The sequence below is a fragment of the Variovorax sp. dw_954 genome (assembly GCF_018449755.1).
GTDB lineage: Bacteria > Pseudomonadota > Gammaproteobacteria > Burkholderiales > Burkholderiaceae_C > Variovorax.
The window spans coordinates 25,652-43,124 of sequence record NZ_JAAVVD010000028.1 but is presented as its reverse complement, the minus strand read 5'-3'; the positions used below and the strand labels follow the sequence as shown (position 1 = coordinate 43,124).

Sequence of the window (17,473 nt, the reverse complement as noted above, 5' to 3'; positions counted from 1 at the left end):
AATGTGCTGCTGGAAAGGCATGTGAATGATGCATTCAGCAGCATAAGATGCCGCCAACCACCTACCTTCTGAGAACATGAAGCTCGACGCCCTCGACCTGCGCATCCTGGACGAACTGCAACGGGATGGCGCCCTGTCCAACGTGGAACTGGCACGCCGGGTGCAGCTCTCTCCGTCGCCCTGCCTGGCGCGTGTGAAGGCGCTCGAAGCCGCCGGCGTTATCGCTCGCTACGTGGCAATCGCAAACCCGACGGCCCTCGGTCTGGGCCTGAACGTCTTCACTCCATCAGCCTCACAACGCAAAGCAAGGCGTCGCTCGCCACGTTCGAAGAGCGCATCGCCGAGCATGACGAAGTGATGGAGTGCTACCTGATGTCCGGCGACAGCGACTACCTGATCCGCGTGCAACTGGCCGACATCGGTGCGCTGGAGAAGTTCATCCTGGAACAGCTCACGCCCATCCCGGGCATCGAGAAGATCCGCTCGAGCTTTGCGCTCAAGCAGGTGCGGTACAAGACCGCCCTGCCCCTGCCGTCGGTCCGGCTTTGAAAGCTGTTTGAACCGCAGGGCTCGTCTGTCAAGAGCGGTCGTCGAAGCATCTAAGAGGGTGTTTCGTCCGTATCGTGGTCCTCGCGACCGGACCCTGCCAGCGGCGTCCAAGCCAGCCGCTGCCCGCTGATCCATTCGTCCAGGTGTCGCCGCGAGAACTCGACACCACGTTCGCGCAGTTCGGCGCTGCAACCCAGTGACTGGAGCGCCAACCTGACCGAATTGTCCATGTAGGCATGCGGATCCGCCACACCGCTGCGCACGCCCTGGATGCCTCCGGCCGACGCGCCCATCAGGAAGTCGCAGGCCATCTGCGCATCATCGATCTGGAACTGCCCGAGTACCCTGCCGCGTTCCAGGTCGCGCGCCATGTAGGTGGCCACCAGCGAGTCGCGCGGCCATGCATCCATGCGCGTGACGAAGGCCGCCCAGTCGGGGTCCTGCCAGGCGCGAATGAGGAACAGGCGAAAGCCGACCGCCGCGCGCTGCCACGGCTCGTTCAGGCAGTCGTAGAGCGGAAGTATCTCCGCGATCATGCGTTCGTTCATCCCGGTGCTGGCGGCCAGAAGCGCATCGTCGAGCGAAGGAAAGTGCTGGTAGAACGTGCCGCGCGAGATCCCTGCCTCGCGCACCACATCCTCGATGACGGGCATGTCGTCGCCTCGACGCACGAACACCTGGATGGTCGCCTCGAGGATGCGTTTGCGGGTGCGCTCGCGCTTGCGCAGCGCGCTCTGCACGCGGTGATCGTTGTCGCCGGTTCCAGGATGCGGCACTGCGGACGTTGATTGCATGGGGCGTGTCTCCCGACTTCGATGGCGCGCTGACATCTTGACGATTTGGCATTCTGACTTGCGGAAAGCAGGCATGGAAGCGCCGACGGCAAAGATCAAGAATTCGCCCATGGCCTTCACACATGCAACCCGGAGCAACGCACGATGACCTCCATCGAACCCAGCCTCTTCCGCTCGATCATGGGGCGTTTCGCCACCGGCGTGACCGTGGTGAGTTATCACCGGGAAGGCCAGCCGGCGGGAATGACCGCCAATGCCTTCCTGTCGGTGTCCCTCGAGCCTCCCCTGGTGCTTGTGTCCGTCCGCAAGAACTCCCAGTTCACAGCCCATGTGCTGCACGGCAGCCGCTATGGCGTGAACCTCTTGGCCGAGAGCCAGCAGGACCTGAGCTCGCACTTCGGCGGCCGGCCCGTCGAGGGCATGCCGATCCCGTTCGTGCACGCCTCTGACACACCGCTGATCGATGGCAGCCTGGCACACATCGTGGCGCGCGTCGTCGACATCCATGCGGCCGGCGACCACCTGCTCTACATCGGCGAAATCGAACATCTGAGCCATGGCACCGACGCCAGCCCGCTCATCTTCTACGGCGGCAACTATCGCCAAGTGCATACCCACAAGAAGCCCTTTGTCCAATGGCAATCCACCGACGGCTGGTAACCGCCGCCCGACTTCACCTCGACCTTCACTTCCAAGGAAAGCACCATGTCCCATCCACGCCCCGACCCGCAGATTGAAATCGCCGAACGCGCACAACTCGTAGCACGCGCTCGCGCCTTGAAGCCGCTGCTGCAGAAGAATGCCGCGCAAACTGAAAAGGACCGCCGCGTCGCGGAGGAAAACATCCGGGCAATGACCGAGGCCGGATTGTTCCGCACATTGCAGCCGCGCCGCCATGGCGGCTACGAAGCCGGGCTTCGCACGCACCTGGATGTGACGGCCGCACTGGCGGAAGGCTGCCCGTCTAGCGCCTGGGTGGTCAACCTGATCGTCGTGTGCTCGTGGTTCGCCTCGCTGCTGCCGGGCCGCGCGCAGGACGAGATCTTCGGCGCCAACCCCGATGCGCGCGTCGCCGGCGTGTTCACGCCCAGCTCGCAGACGCATCGCAAGGAAGTCGAGGGCGGCCTCGTCGTGTCGGGCAAGTGGTACTACGCCTCGGGTTGCCTGCACGCCGACTGGGGCTTGATCGGCCTCACCGAGCAGAACGACAAGGGCGAGGTCACCGATCAATACCTCGCCTACGTGCCGATGAGCGAGCTGACGATCGAAGACACCTGGTACACGGTCGGCATGAAGGGCAGCGGCAGCAACTGCCTGGTCGCCAACGAGATCTTCGTGCCAGACCACCGGATGTATTCGATCCAGCGCGCCATCGGCGGCGACTATGCGACCGAGTTCAAGGACGAGCCGCTGTACCGCAGCGCCTTCGTGCCGGTTGCTGCGTTGATCCTGGTGGGTCCGCAGCTGGGTATGGGGACGGCCGCGCTGAAGTACGTCATCGACATGGCCAGCAAGCGCAATATCGCGTACACGGTGTATGGCAAGCAGTCGGAGTCGGTGGCTTTCCAGATGCAGATTGCCGAAGCGGCCATGAAGATCGACACGGCGCATTTGCATGCCTACCGGGCCGCCGAGGACATCGAGCGTTTCGCGACCGAGGGTAGCTATCCTGATTTCGTCGCGAGGGCGAGGGTGCGCGCGGACACGGGCCATGCCATTACGCAGATCGTCGACGCACTCAACATCCTCGTCACGGCACACGGCGCGGGATCCTTTGCGGAATCCAGCCCGATGCAGCGCTTCTGGCGCGATGCCAACACCGGCGCGCGGCATGCCGTGGCATCGCCCCTGATCGCCGCCGAGGTGTACGGCAAGGCATTGCTTGGTGTCGACACCTTCGTCACGCCACTGGTATGAGCCAGACCACAAAGAGGATCAACATGGCTATCCGACCCACCAGCTTCGCGCATGTCGTCTACCGCACCTACCGCTTCCAGCAGATGCTGGCGTGGTACGTGAAGGTGTTCGACGGCAAGGTGCAATATCAGAGTCCGGTCATCGCCTTCGTCACCTACGACGACGAGCACCACCGTGTGGCCCTGCTCAACATGGGCATCATCGTCGGGGAGTCCGACGCCCGCTCGCCACGCGGCCAGCCCGGGATGGACCACGTGGCCTACGGCTACCGATCGCTCACCGAACTGTTCGAGAAGTACGCTGAGCTGAAGGCGACAGGCGTGCTCCCGTACTGGTGCATCCACCACGGCATCACGGTCTCGCTCTACTACGCCGACCCGGACGGCAACCAGATGGAGTTCCAGGCGGACTGCTACACCTCGAACGACGAAGCCAACGCATTCATGTACGGCCCGAATTTCGAACTCAATCCGATCGGTGTCGAGTTCGATCCGGAAGTCTTCCTGGCCCGCTTGCGCGCCGGCGAAAGCGAAGCGGCGCTGCTGCGGCGGACCGAGCATCTGCCGGTGTCGGAAGTTCGCGGTTCGATGATGGGCTGAGAGGCCGGGCAAACGAATACCCGAAGTCTTCATGAACGCTTTTCCCTGGCTGCTCGCCGCCGGCCTGACATTGATCGGCCAGGGCGCCGCCGCTCTTGCCTCACCGGCCAGGCCGCCCGACATCCTCGTCGTCCTGGCCGACGACCTGGGATTCAACGATACCCGGCCGTTCGGCCAGACCGTCATCCAGACGCCGACGCTCAGCGCCCTGGCCCGCGAAGGCATGCGTTTCACCAACTTCCACGTGCATGCGACCTGCTCGCCAACGCGCGCCCAGTTGCTGACCGGCGTGGACAACCACCGCGCCGGCATGGGAGCTATGGGCGAGTACCACACGCCTGCAATGGACCAGTTACCCGGCAGCTACATCGGTGCCCTCAACGATCGCGTGACGACCTTCGCCGAAGTGCTGAAGCGCCGCGGCTACGCAACCTTCATGGCCGGGAAGTGGCACCTCGGTGGCAAGGAAAGCCAACTGCCACCGGCACGCGGCTTCGACCGCTCGTTCGTGCTGCTCGGCGGCGGCGCCAGCCACTGGAACGACCAGGGCCTGCTCGGCATCGCACCGAAGGCCCGCTTTGCCGAGGACGGCAAGCCAGTGGCGCGCGATACCGGGCAGTTCTCGTCCGATCTCTACACTGACAAGCTGCTGTCGTACCTGAAGGAGGCCCAGGCGGCGAAAAAGCCCTCCTCGGGTACCTCGCGTTCCAGGCGGTGCACGATCCGTTGCACGCGCCGCCCGAATTCACCGCCAGGTACAAGGGCAAGTTCGCGGGCGGCTACGACGCCGCGCGCAAGGAACTGTTCGCCAACATGCGGCGTCTCGGGGCGAGCACGCGCATGGGCCCTGCGGCGCCCTTGTTCAAGCCTTGGGCTGAACTGTCGGCCGACGAACGCGTGACGCAGGAACGCTTGATGGAGGTCTACGCCGGCATGGTCGAGAACCTCGACATGAACATCGGCCGGGTGGTGTCGGCACTGAAGAAATCCGGCGCCTACGACAACACGGTGATCCTGTTCTTCTCCGACAACGGGCCGTCGGCCGCCTACATGGGCCTGTACCAGGGCAACGCCGATGGCGAGTACGTACGCAAAAACTTCGACACCTCGCTGGCCAACCTCGGCGCGCCGCGCTCTTTCGCCGGCCTCGGGCCCGGCTGGGCCTACGCGAGTTCGGCACCGTTCAAGTCCTTCAAGATGTTCGTGACCGAGGGCGGCACGCTCTCGCCGCTGATCGTCAAGGGGCCCATGGTGCGCAAGCCCGGCACGATGAACGACGCGTTCCTCGGCGTGGAGGACGTCTTCCCGACCGTTCTCGACATCGCCAAGGCCCAGCGGGGCAAGACGGCGAACGGCCAAACGCTGGAGCCACTCAAGGGCTTGTCGTTCTTGCCGATGCTGACCGGCCAGTCGCCATCCGTGCGCGCCGATGACTTCGAACGCGGCGAGGAACTGTTCGGCAACAAGGCCTGGCGTCAAGGTCGCTGGAAGATCAGCTGGCTGCCCAAGCCCTATGGCGAGGCGCGCTGGCAATTGTTCGACACCCAAGCCGACCGCGGCGAAACGCGCGACCTCGCGGCCGAGCAGCCCGCCCGTCTCGCGGCGATGGCCGCGCGCTACGACCGCTGGGCACGCGAGAACAGCGTGGTGGACTGGGACTACGCCTACCTGGGCCGCGAACTGTTCGACTATTTCGATTGGCGCAAGGGCATCCCCGTGCAGATCGAGAACCGTGATTGAGGGTGGCCTCGACAAGAATTTCCCGGAACAAGTTTTGAGAAAGCCCATGCAATGAGCAGCAATACAAGCCAGCCAACCCGCACCGAGGACGAGGCCGCCTGTGCGCGCCTGTGCGTCGACTTCGCGAACCACCTCGACGCACGTCGCTATGCCGAGGTGCTCGACCTGTTCACACCCAACGGCACGCTGGACCGCATGGGCACGGTGTTCACCGGCCGCACCGCGATCGAGAGCTTTCTCAATGGACGACCAACGGGCATGGTGACCCGGCATCTGTGCACCAACATCCGCGTGCTCTTCGAAAGCGCCGACGAAGCCACCGGCCAGTGCTACGTCCTGTTCTTTCAGGGCAGCGCGGAACCCGACGGCGCGTCCCTCGCAAAGGGACCACCTTCGGTGGTCGAATACCACGACCGCTTCAGGCGCACGGCATCGGGCTGGCGCATCCAGGAGCGGCGCATCCGCATGGCGATCCAAGGCTAATCATTCGATCAAGGAGACTTGCATGCTCTTCACCCTGTATTGCATCGACCATCCCGGCAGCACCGAGCGCAGGCTGGCGCTGCGTCCCATTCATCGCGCGCATGTCGCCACGGTGGCGGAAAGACTCGCGGCGGCAGGACCGTTGTTTGCGGACGATGGCGAGACGATGGTCGGCAGCTTGCTGATCGTCGATTTCGAGGATCGCGCGGCGCTCGACGCGTGGCTGAAGGACGAGCCTTATACGCAGCAGGGCGTCTACGAGAGCGTCACCGTGCGGCCCTTCCTCAACGTGTGGCCCCAACGCACTGGTTCGCCACCGCAGGACATGTCGAAGCTGAGCGCGTTCTCGCGCTGACGCTATCGCCCGGCCCATCCTGCGACAACGTCCTTGACGGGCTGCGCATGGGCGACTCGTCCAGGCCGCGTCGCCGTGCGCCTGCGTGGCCAATGCACACGATGCCTAATCGTCGCGCCCCATGTGGAACGGCCGGTTGGTGGAGTTCCCCCCTCAGCCGAGGTCGAATGCCAGCCAACGCGCCGCGTTCCGCCATCGCAGCATCTCCGCAGCTTCGTCGTCCAGATTGAGTGACAGCAGCCGCTGAGCAGGTTCCCGATCCATGATCGCAAACGGGTAGTCAGTGCCGACCATCACCTGCCCTGCGCCGACCAACTCGATCAGCGCGCGGATCGCGGCCGCGTCGTAGAGCAAGTCGTCATAGAACATCAACCGCGCCGCGGAATTCGGCGCCAACTGGATCGCATCGCGCAACCCCTGCGTTGCCTCCCACGCATACTGCAACCTCGGCACCAGCGCCTGGATCGACCCCCCGCCGTGGCTCATTGCGATACGAAGCCGAGGATGCCTGGCCAATGTGCCACCGGTGATCAGCGAAGCGGCAGCCAAGCCGATTTCTCCCGGAAAACCCACCACCTGTTCGAGCGACCGCGGCCCGACGAGGCGATCCATGCCGGCCGGACGCAACGGGTGCACGAACAATGCAGCGCCCCATTCTTCCGCCGCTGCGAAGAACGGCTCGAAGCGAGGGTCGCCGATGGCGGTGCCGTTGACATTGCTACCAATCTCCACGCCGGAGAGCTTCAGCACGTGCATGGCGTAATCGAGTTCCTTGATTGCAAGGTCCACGTCCTGCAGTGGCACCGCACCCAGCGCGCTGAAGCGCGAGGGCGCATCCGCCACCATCTGCGCCAGCGTCTCGTTGAGGTAGCGCGACAGCACGGCGCCATCTTCTGCATCCAGCCAGTAGGAGAGCAGTTCAGGCATGGGCGACAACACGTGGCGTTCGACTTCGATCCGGTCCATGTCGTCGCGGCGCAAGGCGGTGTCCCAGCTCTGGTCCGGCACGGTGCGATAGACCTTGCCGGAAATCATGACGTGCCGATGGCAGGGCTGCTGCGCCTGTGCCATCGAGGGCCACGGCACGCCGATACGCGAGCCGAGGTAAGCGGGGAAGTCGCGCGGCACGACATGCGTGTGAATGTCGATGCAGCCGCAACGCCAGCGCGGCGAAGTCTGTTCCATGTTCAAAGCTCTCCTGGTGAAGCTGCAATCCAAGGGTTTGTCCCGAGGCAAAAATTCTCGCATTTAGATTGTAAAAGCAACCATTTAGAAGTCTAATCGCTTTCAGACAAAAGGTCGCTTTTACAACCATATTGGTGCTCACCATGACTTCAGATGCAACCACCCTGGCGCGCCCGGCGCGCATCAACACCGCCATCGCCGCCAGCCTGCCCACCTTCGACGAACTCATGTCCCGTGCCACCGCCCTGGGCACCGTGGTGCGCGAGCGCGCACGCCAGACCGAGCTCGATCGCCGGGTCTCGCCCGAGGTCACCGACATGCTGCGTGATGCGGGCCTCTACCGGGCACTGCAGCCCAAGCGCTTCGGAGGTTATGAACTTTCCATCGAGGAATTGCGTGCACTTGCGTTCGAGATTGGACGCGGCTGCACGTCGACCGGTTGGTGCTACGGGCTCAGCGCTGCGATGTCGTGGGTCGTCGGCATGTTCCCCGACCAGGCCCAGCGAGATGTGTGGGAAGCGACGCCCGACGCAGTGGTCGCTTCATGCATCGCGCCGACCGGGAAAATCCGCAGCGTCGAGGGCGGCTACAAGTTTCAGGGACGCTGGAGCTTTGGCAGCAACAGCGACAACGCAAGCTGGCTGGCGCTCGGCGGCATGCTCTCGGCTGGCGAAGGCGAGCCGCCACGGCCGATGTTTCTGATGGTCCCGCAAGGCCAGTACCGCATCATCGACAACTGGCACACCGTCGGACTGGCCGGCACCGGCAGCAAGGACATCGCGATCGAAGACGAGATCTTCGTGCCCGCGCATCGTGCCGTCAGCTTTGCCGAAGTTCTCAACCAGCAATCGCCGGGCGCACTGGTGAACCCGTCCGCCCTCTACAACATCCCTTTCCTCAGCGGCTTTCCGCCATTACTGGCAAACCCCGCTGTGGCGGCACTGCGCGGCGCCATCGACGAGTTCGTCGAAAGCGTGGCCGCGCGCACCACGCGTGGCGCCTTCGCAGGCGGCGGCAACACGATCGGCAACTTCGGCCATGTGCAATCGGCCATCGCCGAGGCCGAAGCCGCGGTCGATGCCGCCCAGCTGATCCTTCAGCGCGACCTGCGTGTGGTGACTGACATGGCAGCGTGCGGCAGCAAGGCCACGACCGGGCAGCGCATCGAGTTTCGCCGCGGCCATGCCTACGCGGTCAAGCTGTGCGTGAACGCCATCAACGGCCTGTTCGACGCCGTCGGCGGCACCGGCATCAACCTGGACAACGGCGTGCAGCGCGCATGGCGCGACATCCATGCGGTGGCGCATCACATCAGCGTCAACTGGAATGCCGTCTCCACGATGGTGGGCCAGATGCGCCTGGGCCTGCCGCCGCGCGGCCAGTACTGAACGCAAAGGACTGCCCAGTGATCCGCTATCAAAAATTCGGCCGCGTCGAGATCAACGTCACCGACCTGGCGCGCTCGCGCCGCTACTACGAGGAAGTCGTGGGCCTGCAGTTTGTCGGCACCGGTGCCGACGGCGAAGTGCTGATGCGCTGCGACCAGGACCACCACAACTTCGTGCTCCATGCGGCGCAAAGCGCAGGCCTGCGTTGCGCCGGTTTCATGCTCGAGAACGTGGCGCAGTTCGAGCCACTGCTGGAGCGGTTGCGAGAGGCTGGCATCGAGCCACACGAGAGCTCGGCACAGGCCTGCCGCGAACGCATGCAAAAGCGCGCGATCCGTTTCTTCGAACCTGCCGTTGGCGCCACCATCGAGTTCTACGTTCCGGCGGACGATTCGGCGCGCCCGTTCAAGCCCACGGTCACCCGCATCCAGCGGCTCGGGCACGTCGTGTTCAACACGCCGCAGCCCGAAGCGGCGCTGCGCTTCTGGCGTGACGTGCTGAACTTCAAGGTCTCCGACTCGGTCGGCGACATGATCACTTTCCTGCGCTGCTGGCCCAACCCGTTCCACCATGGCATCGGTATCGCCAAGTTTCCCAGGCACAGTCTCCACCACGTCAATTTCATGGTGACCGAGATCGACGATGTCGGCCGCGCGCTGAGTCGACTGCGTCGCGCCGAGTCAGAGGTCGTCTTCGGCCCGGGCCGTCACCCGGCGTCCGAGAGCGTGTTCCTCTACTTCCTCGATCCGGACGGCCTGACCATGGAGTACAGCTTCGGCATGGAGGCCTTTCCCGAGACGTTTGCACGCGAACCCCGCCAGCTCCCGCTTGCCCCCAAGTGGCTGGACCAATGGGAGTCCACGCGTGATCCCCGCTGCTTCACAGGCGCGGGCCCGAATGCATCCCTTGAAACCCATGAGGTGAGCCATGAGCAACATTGAAACCGCGATCGTCGATCCGCGCGAACTGCGCAACGCATTGGGCCGCTTCGCCACTGGCGTGTGCGTGGTCACCACCGTCGGCCAGGACGGTCGTGCGGCGGGACTAACGGTGAACTCATTCAGCTCCGTGTCGCTGGACCCGCCGTTGGTGGCGTGGTGCCTGGGGCGCAAGGCGCCCAGCCTTGCCGCGTTCTCGGCATCGGCCTACTTTGCCGTGCACGTCCTGGCCGCGGACCAGCAGCACATCGCCATGCACTTCGCCCGGCCATCTGATAACAAGTTCGCCCTGCTCGAGGGCGAACTGCAGCAAGGCATCGGCAATGTGCCGGTGCTGGCCAATGCACTGGCGCGCTTCGAATGCCGGACCGCAAAGATGACCGACTGCGGCGACCACGTGATGTTCTTCGGCCAGGTCGAGCGCTTCAGCTACGCCAGCAGCGAACCGCTGGTGTTTCATGCCGGCCGGTTCGTCGAAGACCGCCGCCAGCCTGCAGCGTGATTCCGTCCTTCAAGAAAAAACAAGGAGACAAGGTGTCCATTCAACTTCGCAATCCCTGGTGGATCGTGCTTGGCTCGGTACTGGGCCTCATCGTCGGCAACGTGACCGTGCTGCAGTTCTCTGCTTCGGTGCTGATGAAGCCGATCATGGCCGAGTTCGGCTGGAACCGCAGTGTGCTGTCGGCGGCCGTCATGCTCGGTTCCTTCTGCGCCGCCGCCGCGACGCCGTTCGTCGGACGGTTGATCGACAAGCACGGCGTCAAGCCCATCACGCTGTTTGCCATCACGTTCTTCGCGCTGTCGACCGCCGCCATGTCGCTGGCGCCCGCAGTGGCGCCGGTGTTCATCGGCATGTTCTGCGTTCTCGGCGTGTTCAGCGGCGGGCAGGCGCCGCTGCCTTATGCAAAGTCGATCGCGGGCGCCTTCGACCGGCGGCGCGGCCTCGCGATGGGCATCGCGATGACTGGCGTCGGTCTCGGCACGGCGCTCATCCCCAAGCTCGCGCAGGTCTATCTCGACAACCTCGGCTGGCGCGGCGCCTACGTTGCGCTGGGCGCCACGGTGTTCCTGATTGCCTTTCCGGCGGTGGCGCTCTTTCTCAGCGAGCCGGCGGCGCGGCGCGGTGGCTCGACCCCGGGAGCGCTGCCCGGGTTGGAAGCTCGTCAGGTCGTGCGGACAAAGGAGTTCTGGATCTTGTCCTTCGTTTTTTTCTGCATTCCTGTCGTGGCGAACGGCATCATCGTGCACCTTGTTCCGCTGCTCACGGACCGTGGCATTCCGTCGCAGCAGGCGGTGGCGATCTTCTCCAGCATCGGGGCTTCGCTGATCGTGGGGCGGCTTGCGTGCGGCTACTTGCTGGATCGCTTCTTCGCGCCCCATGTGGCGATTGCCTTCATCGTGATTCCCGCGCTCGGTGTCCTCACGCTGCTTGCGAGTACGGACCCGATGCTGACCACCGTCGGCGCCGTCCTGGTGGGCATCGGCCTTGGTGCCGAGGTCGATCTGATCGGCTACCTGCAAAGCCGCTACTTCGGCCTGCGCGCTTTCGGTCAGGTCTATGGCTACCTGTTTGCCATCTTCACCGTTGGCACCGGACTCGGCCCATTCGTGATGGGTGCAACCTTCGATGCCACGGGCTCCTACCACCCGGCCTTGGTCGGCTTCGTCGTGACGCTGGTGTGCGCAGGCGCGGCGTTGCTGCGCATGCCGGGCAAATACCCCTTCCCGGTTCATCACACCGGCAACGGTGCTGCGTCGGCCAGCCCCAACGCGGCCTCGCGAATCCACCCCGCCTGAGTCACTTCTTCCTCCTTTCCCATTCCTGCTTCACCCATGAAACTCGTCACCTATCTCCACGACCACCAGACCTCTATCGGCAAGGTCGAAGGCGATCGCGTCATCGACCTGCCTGCCAATGATCCGTCGTTGCCCGCAACGATGCGAGAACTGCTTCAGGCGGGACCGGATGCCATGGCCAAGGCCAAGGCGATCCCGTTAAGCGCCGCCCACGCACTGCCGCTGGCCGACGTGAAGTTGCTGGCACCGGTTCCGAACTCTTCCAAGTTCCTGGCCATCGGCATGAACTACAGGAAGCACGTCGAAGAGGCGAGCAAGGTCGGGGTCAAGACGCCGCCCACCCAGGTCTGGTTCAACAAGCAAGTCTCCTGCGTCAATGGCCCCGACGGCGACGTGCATCTTCCCAGGGTGTCCGACAAGCTCGACTACGAAGTTGAACTGTGCGCGGTCATCGGCAAGCGCTGCCGGCATGTCAGCCGCGAGGACGCGCGTTCGGTGATCGCGGGCTACATGGTGTGTAACGACGTCTCGGTGCGCGACTGGCAGCTTGCCACGCCGACCATGACTGTCGGCAAGTCCTTCGACACCACCGGACCCACCGGGCCGTGGATCGTGACGAGCGATGAGATCGGTGACCTCGGTGCGTTCAGGTTGCGCATGTGGGTCAACGGTGATCTTCGCCAGGACGACTTCGCCAACCAGATGATCCATGACATCGATGCGCAGATCGCCTACCTGTCGGCGGCCTTCACCCTGGAGCCGGGCGACCTGCTCGCCACCGGCACGCCTTCGGGCGTCGGTGTGGCGATGGAGCCGCCCCGGTATCTGAAGGCCGGCGACGTCATGCGGGCCGAGATCGAAGGCATCGGGGCCATCGAAAATCGCGTGGTGCCCGAGCCAGTCTGACCTGGCGCCAGGCGCGCTCGGACGGCTGCGGCAGTGCGCGGCGATGAGTGGGGTTTTTCATGGTTTAAGCTATCAAAACGAAGTCGCGCCAGCCCGGCGCCGCCGCTTCGAGTTCCAAACTGCCATGCCGCGAAGCAAGCCTGAAACACCCCCTCCCGCCACGCCTGCCAAGCCCGTCGCCAAACGCGCGCGTGCGCCCGCATCAAGGTCTGCGAATCGAAACCTCCCTGCGCCAGCAGGCGGAGCGCTATTCGATGTCGAGCATTCCATCGGCTATCTCCTCAATCGAGCGGCCAATATCATCGCGGCGCGTTTCAGTGACGAACTGAAGACGCATGGCGTCAATCTGCAGACGTGGCGCGTGCTCGCTGCGCTGAGCTACCAGGACCAGCAGTCGCTGAGCGACCTGGCCAACCACACCGGCTCCGAGCTCTCGTACCTTTCGCGCTCTGTTGCCAGCGCCGAGACTCGCGGGCTGGTGGCGCGTGTCGTCTCTCCTGCCGACAAACGCGCGGTACTTCTCACACTGACGCCAGCCGGACGCGCCATGGTGAAGGAGTTGGCACCGCGCGGTGTGCGCATCGAGAAGACCTCGGTCACTGGCGTTCCGAGGGCTGACGTAGAGACCACCTTGCGCACCTTGCATGCGATCTATCACAACATGGTCGACGGCTCAGGCGATCTGACCGGCGTGAACCGCAAACTGACCATCGCACGACGGGTTCAGAAAAAACGTGCACTGGAGGAGAGCCAATAGGTTGCCTCGGAGCTACGTAGCCTGCCCATTACTTCGCGCGTGAACGCACGGCCTTTTTGACCACTGGCGCCTTGATCGGCGAGCCGCTGCCCGCGCCCAAGGGCTCGGTGTCGCCATTGCCGTGGACCTCGATGAAGCGCCGAAGGAGCCGCATCAGGTCAACCCGCTCCTGCGGCTCGAGCTTCGCGAGCAAGCCGGCATTCAGCTTCTCGACACCGCGCTGCAGGCTGCCGATGGCGCCCTGGCCTTCATCGGTCAGGTAGAGCAGGCGCTGCCGACGCAGCACCACCTGCAATTCGCGCCGCAGCAGTCCCTTGCGCTCCAGTCGCGTCGCGATCTCGGCGGTGGTCGCGTTGTCGAGGTCGAGCAGCCGGGCCAGCGTGACCTGGTCCAGGCCCGGGTGCTTGTCGACCACGCGCAGGATGCCGTATTGCAGCGGCGTGATGTCGGGACCGAGCGCGCTGTAGAAGGCCGAGATGCAGATCTGTTGCCCGCGCCGGAACAGGTGGCCGGGCGCGTCGCGCAACTCCTGCTGCAAGTGTTCGGACATCGCGACGTTCGCCGGCGGCGGACTGGTCTTCTTGACACTCTTGGCAGGGGGCATCTCGGTTCTGGGAAGTAAAAAGCCAGTCTAGCGGTCTCAGGGAAAACGCGGTCCTCGGACCGCTTGCAATTCCACTGATGCAATCTACCATTCTGTGTACTGAATGGCATCCCGCCAAACCCCTCGAAAGGGCCAGACATGGAACACCCCACCGCCGACTCACACCCCATGAATGCCGCGCGATTCCCCTCCAACCGCTGGTGGGTCGCGGGCTTCGCGTGGGAGCTCAAGGACAAGCCGCTCGCCCGCACCTTGCTCGGCCATCCGATGGTGCTGTTCCGCGGGCCGCAGGGTGTCGCGGCACTGGAAGACCGCTGCTGCCACAAGAACCTGCCCCTGTCATGCGGCAGCGTCGAAGGGCCGGGGCTGCGCTGCGGCTATCACGGGCTGCTGTTCGATGAACGCGGCGTCTGCGTCGAGATCCCCGGGCAGGCCTACATCCCCGAGCGCGCCCGTGTCGTGAGCTACCCCTTGCGCGAAGTGGACCAGATCCTCTGGGTGTGGATCGGCCAGGGCGAGCCGGCCGATGAGCCGCCACACTACCCGGTGCATGTCGACCCGCGCTTCAAGTTCGGCGGCGACAGCTTCCACTACAAGGCGCCCTACCAGCTCATCCACGACAACCTGCTGGACCTGAGCCATGTCGGCTATGTGCACCAGAAAACCATCGGCGGCAATCCGAAGCTGCACATGAGCGCGAAGTTCGACGTGACGTCAGACGCCGAGGTCGTGCGTGTCACGCGCCCCATGCCCGACAGCGTGCCGCCGCCCACCTACACGGCGGCCTGGCCCTTCGCGGGCCGGGTGGACCGCTGGCAGGAGGTCGAGTTCCACGTCTCGCACCTCGTGATCTGGACCGGCGCGATGGACGCGGGCAGCGGCGACCTGGCCGATGCCAACCGCGCCGGCTTCCACATCCACGGCTTCCACGGCGTCACGCCAGAGACCGCGACCACCTCGCACTACTTCTGGACCGTCGCCACCAATGAGCATCCGACGCGGCCCGGCGCGGCCGACGTGCTGGTGAAGCAGGTGGTCGACACCTTCCACGAGGACAAGGACATCATCGAGGCGCAGTGGGCCAACCAGGTGCGCTTCGCGGCCGACTGGCGGCAGGTCGCGATCCACGTCGACGGCGGCCCGAACCGCGCGCGGCGGATCATGACGGCACTGACCGCGCAGCAGTAGCCGTACGCTGAGGCCGAACGTTGTCGGCCACGATAAACACCTTCTGGAGATGACATGAGCGTCACCACGCGCCGACAACTTCTCGCGGCCTCGGCCGCATCGCTTTCCATCGCGGCGCTGCCACGTCTCGCGCTGGCACAGTCGACCAAGCTGTCGCGGCTGATCGTTCCCTTCCCGGCCGGCGGCGGCACCGATGCCGTCGCGCGCATGACCGCCGACAAGTTGCACTCCGACTTCCCTGCAGGCCTGGTCGTCGAGAACCGAGCCGGTGCCTCCGGCCGCATCGGTGTCGAATACGTGAAGGACGCGCAGCCTGACGGCAGCACGATGCTCTTCACGACCGACTTCGTGATGACCATCTTTCCGTACAGCTTCCGCAAACTCAACTACAACCCGCTGCAGGACTTCGCCCCGGTGGCGCTTTGTTCGAAGACGGGCTACGCACTGGCCGTCGGCCCGGGCATGCCGGCGGAGGTCACCAACCTGCAGCAGCTCGTCGCATGGTGCAAGGCGAACCCTTCACGCGCTTCGTTCGCATCGACCTCGGCCGGCGCCGCATCGCACTTCGCGGGCCTGATGCTCTCGCGCGCCATCGGCGTGGACTTGCTCCACGTGGCCTACAAGGGCGGTGCGCCGGCCCTGCAGGACTTGATGGGTGGCCAGATCCCGATGAGCATCAACCCGATCGGCGAGGTGCTGCCGCAGATGGCCAGCGGCAAGGTGCGCGTGATCGCGACCACGGGCGCGCAGCGCAGCCGCTTCCTGCCCAACGCACCCACGCTGGTCGAGTTGGGCCTGCAGGACATGGTGGTCGAGTCATGGCTTGGCTTGTTCATGCCGGCGAAGACACCGGCCGATGTCGTGACCCGCACCGCCGCGGCCTTCAACGCCGCGCTGCAGCGCAAGGACCTGCACGACGGCTATGCCGGCATCGCGATGGAAACGGTGCAGGGCACGCCGGCCAGCTTCGCCGCGGTCATCAAGGCCGACATGGAACGCTGGGAGCCCATCATCAAGGCCTCCGGTTTCACCGCGGAAGAGTGACCGCGCGTCGCGCGGGGGACTCCCCGAGCGCGCAATGGTTGCGATGTGAGGGCAGGTACGGAGTTACAAGCGGCGCGCTTGCGCCTACGCTCGGTGCACTGCTCCTGAACACACAAGACAACCAACGAAGTCGATCTCCCGATGAAGCTCAACTCCCTCCGTGATTTCATGGCCGTGGCCGAACGCGGCAGCCTGCGCGCCGCCGCGCGCCAGCTCGGCGTGACGCAACCGGCCATCACGCGCAGCATCCAGGAACTCGAGAAGGAACTGGGCGTGGTGCTGTTCGAGCGCCGCGCCAAGGGCGTCTCGCTCACGCGCATGGGCGAGGTGTTCCTGCGCCGCTCCAAGGCGGTGCGCTGCGAACTCGACCGCGCCCGCGACGAGCTCGATCAGTTGCGCGGGCAGATGAACGGCCATATCTGCGTGTGCCTCTCCGGCGTGGCACACATGGCCATGCTGCCGAGTGCGATGGCCGCCTTCCGCCAGCGCTTTCCGGACGTGCAGCTCGACATCATCGACGGCCTGCTGCCGAGCGTGGAAGCCGAGCTGAAGGACGGCATCGTCGACTGCTACATCGGACCGACGCTGGAGGAAGTGTCGAGCGAACTCAGCGCCGAGAAGCTGCTCGACAGCTACCGCGTGATCGTCGGCCGGCACGGGCATCCGTTGGCCAATGCGCGCTCGCTGCGGGAACTGGTCGATGCCGAATGGGTCACCACCTCGGTCACCTATCGCGCGGAAGAAGAACTCGCGCCGCTGTTCGCAAGCCACGGCCTGCCGCCACCACGCCTCATCGTGCAGGCACGCTCGGCCCTGACCTTCCTCTTCACCGTGGCCTACTCCGACCTGCTCATGCTGCTGCCGATCCAGTGGACGCAGACGCCGCTCTTCAGCAACGCACTGCAGCCGATCCACGTCGCCGAGCGCCTGCCCTCCCCGCCCATCTGCATCGTGCAGCGCAACAGCATGCCGCTGACGCCCGCGGCCGAATACTTCTGCGACATGATCCGCCGCGCCAGCCGCCACGTGGACACCACCATCTGCAATCCGTTCCCGGGCCAGGTCGCATCGACGCCGCGCAGGGCGGTAGCCGCGTCGCTCAACTGAGCTGAATCAAAAAACGGGCGCAGATCCATCGCAAGAAGATCTGGCCCGCGAAGACCACGGCGCATCCCCAGCGATGCGCAATGGCCGTGTTCTGGCGCACCTTCCCGCGCGCCACCTTGGAT

At 64.8% G+C, this 17,473-nt stretch carries 18 protein-coding genes and 2 pseudogenes; 17 read left to right on the top strand and 3 right to left on the bottom strand.

Translation table 11 applies throughout. The features are described from left to right. Positions 1-76: 76 nt before the first annotated feature. Positions 77-549: pseudogene (locus HB681_RS31200) on the top strand (Lrp/AsnC family transcriptional regulator). Positions 550-599: 50 nt separating this feature from the next. Here the strand turns inward: HB681_RS31200 and HB681_RS31195 are convergent. Beyond that, positions 600-1,343 (bottom strand): TetR/AcrR family transcriptional regulator, encoded by a 744-nt coding sequence (locus HB681_RS31195; RefSeq protein WP_213958767.1) that lies wholly within the window; start codon positions 1,341-1,343, stop codon positions 600-602. 144 nt (positions 1,344-1,487) lie between these two features. Here HB681_RS31195 and HB681_RS31190 point away from each other — a divergent pair, with 144 nt between their 5' ends. The 7 genes and pseudogenes from HB681_RS31190 (at position 1,488) to HB681_RS31165 (ending at position 6,437) form a co-directional block, all read left to right on the top strand. Then, positions 1,488-2,003 carry a flavin reductase family protein gene (locus tag HB681_RS31190; RefSeq protein WP_213958766.1) on the top strand — a complete coding sequence of 172 codons (516 nt, stop codon included), beginning with the start codon at positions 1,488-1,490 and terminating at the stop codon, positions 2,001-2,003. A 45-nt stretch (positions 2,004-2,048) separates the two neighbouring features. Next, positions 2,049-3,260, top strand: coding sequence for an acyl-CoA dehydrogenase family protein (locus HB681_RS31185; RefSeq protein WP_213958765.1), 1,212 nt, complete (start codon positions 2,049-2,051; stop codon positions 3,258-3,260). Positions 3,261-3,283: 23 nt separating this feature from the next. Beyond that, a complete protein-coding gene (locus HB681_RS31180) occupies positions 3,284-3,859 on the top strand; it encodes a VOC family protein (protein ID WP_256354366.1) in 576 nt (191 codons plus the stop codon). A gap of 31 nt (positions 3,860-3,890) precedes the next feature. Beyond that, positions 3,891-4,487: pseudogene (locus tag HB681_RS38455) on the top strand (sulfatase-like hydrolase/transferase); the annotation flags it as partial. Positions 4,488-4,585: 98 nt separating this feature from the next. Next, positions 4,586-5,599, top strand: coding sequence for a sulfatase-like hydrolase/transferase (locus HB681_RS38450; protein WP_256354367.1), 1,014 nt, complete (start codon positions 4,586-4,588; stop codon positions 5,597-5,599). Positions 5,600-5,650: 51 nt separating this feature from the next. Next, positions 5,651-6,082 (top strand): nuclear transport factor 2 family protein, encoded by a 432-nt coding sequence (locus tag HB681_RS31170; RefSeq protein ID WP_213958764.1) that lies wholly within the window; start codon positions 5,651-5,653, stop codon positions 6,080-6,082. Between the two features lie 22 nt (positions 6,083-6,104). Next, positions 6,105-6,437 (top strand): YciI family protein, encoded by a 333-nt coding sequence (locus tag HB681_RS31165; protein ID WP_213958763.1) that lies wholly within the window; start codon positions 6,105-6,107, stop codon positions 6,435-6,437. Between the two features lie 153 nt (positions 6,438-6,590). Here the strand turns inward: HB681_RS31165 and HB681_RS31160 are convergent, their stop codons facing one another. Continuing rightward, a complete protein-coding gene (locus HB681_RS31160) occupies positions 6,591-7,622 on the bottom strand; it encodes an amidohydrolase family protein (RefSeq protein WP_213958762.1) in 1,032 nt (343 codons plus the stop codon). Between the two features lie 143 nt (positions 7,623-7,765). Here HB681_RS31160 and HB681_RS31155 point away from each other — a divergent pair, with 143 nt between their 5' ends. From HB681_RS31155 to HB681_RS31130, 6 genes are read left to right on the top strand one after another with little or no spacing between them, the layout of a single operon-like run. After that, positions 7,766-9,010 (top strand): acyl-CoA dehydrogenase family protein, encoded by a 1,245-nt coding sequence (locus HB681_RS31155; protein WP_213958761.1) that lies wholly within the window; start codon positions 7,766-7,768, stop codon positions 9,008-9,010. Positions 9,011-9,027: 17 nt separating this feature from the next. Next, positions 9,028-9,951 carry a VOC family protein gene (locus tag HB681_RS31150; protein ID WP_213958760.1) on the top strand — a complete coding sequence of 308 codons (924 nt, stop codon included), beginning with the start codon at positions 9,028-9,030 and terminating at the stop codon, positions 9,949-9,951. Further along, positions 9,938-10,450, top strand: coding sequence for a flavin reductase family protein (locus tag HB681_RS31145; RefSeq protein ID WP_213958759.1), 513 nt, complete (start codon positions 9,938-9,940; stop codon positions 10,448-10,450). Before HB681_RS31150 ends, HB681_RS31145 begins: the two co-directional genes overlap by 14 nt. Before the next feature lie 32 nt (positions 10,451-10,482). Then, on the top strand, positions 10,483-11,745 hold the full coding sequence (locus HB681_RS31140; protein ID WP_213958833.1) for an MFS transporter: 1,263 nt from the start codon (positions 10,483-10,485) through the stop codon (positions 11,743-11,745). Between the two features lie 36 nt (positions 11,746-11,781). Continuing rightward, positions 11,782-12,651, top strand: a complete 870-nt coding sequence (locus HB681_RS31135) for a fumarylacetoacetate hydrolase family protein (protein WP_213958758.1) — start codon at positions 11,782-11,784, stop codon at positions 12,649-12,651. Between the two features lie 43 nt (positions 12,652-12,694). Next, entirely contained in the window at positions 12,695-13,408 is a 714-nt protein-coding gene (locus HB681_RS31130; protein WP_213958757.1) for a MarR family transcriptional regulator, read from the top strand. 28 nt (positions 13,409-13,436) lie between these two features. Here the strand turns inward: HB681_RS31130 and HB681_RS31125 are convergent, their stop codons facing one another. Then, positions 13,437-14,012, bottom strand: coding sequence for a MarR family transcriptional regulator (locus HB681_RS31125; protein ID WP_256354369.1), 576 nt, complete (start codon positions 14,010-14,012; stop codon positions 13,437-13,439). Between the two features lie 138 nt (positions 14,013-14,150). Here HB681_RS31125 and HB681_RS31120 point away from each other — a divergent pair, with 138 nt between their 5' ends. The 3 genes from HB681_RS31120 to HB681_RS31110 all read left to right on the top strand — a co-directional run bounded on the left by HB681_RS31120 (position 14,151) and on the right by HB681_RS31110 (position 17,351). After that, positions 14,151-15,200: an aromatic ring-hydroxylating dioxygenase subunit alpha gene (locus HB681_RS31120; RefSeq protein ID WP_213958756.1), complete on the top strand. Its 1,050-nt coding sequence runs from the start codon at positions 14,151-14,153 to the stop codon at positions 15,198-15,200. Between the two features lie 54 nt (positions 15,201-15,254). Beyond that, complete coding sequence (locus HB681_RS31115) at positions 15,255-16,244, top strand: Bug family tripartite tricarboxylate transporter substrate binding protein (protein WP_213958755.1); 990 nt, start codon at positions 15,255-15,257, stop codon at positions 16,242-16,244. Between the two features lie 141 nt (positions 16,245-16,385). Then, positions 16,386-17,351 (top strand): LysR substrate-binding domain-containing protein, encoded by a 966-nt coding sequence (locus HB681_RS31110; protein ID WP_213958754.1) that lies wholly within the window; start codon positions 16,386-16,388, stop codon positions 17,349-17,351. Positions 17,352-17,473 lie beyond the last annotated feature (122 nt).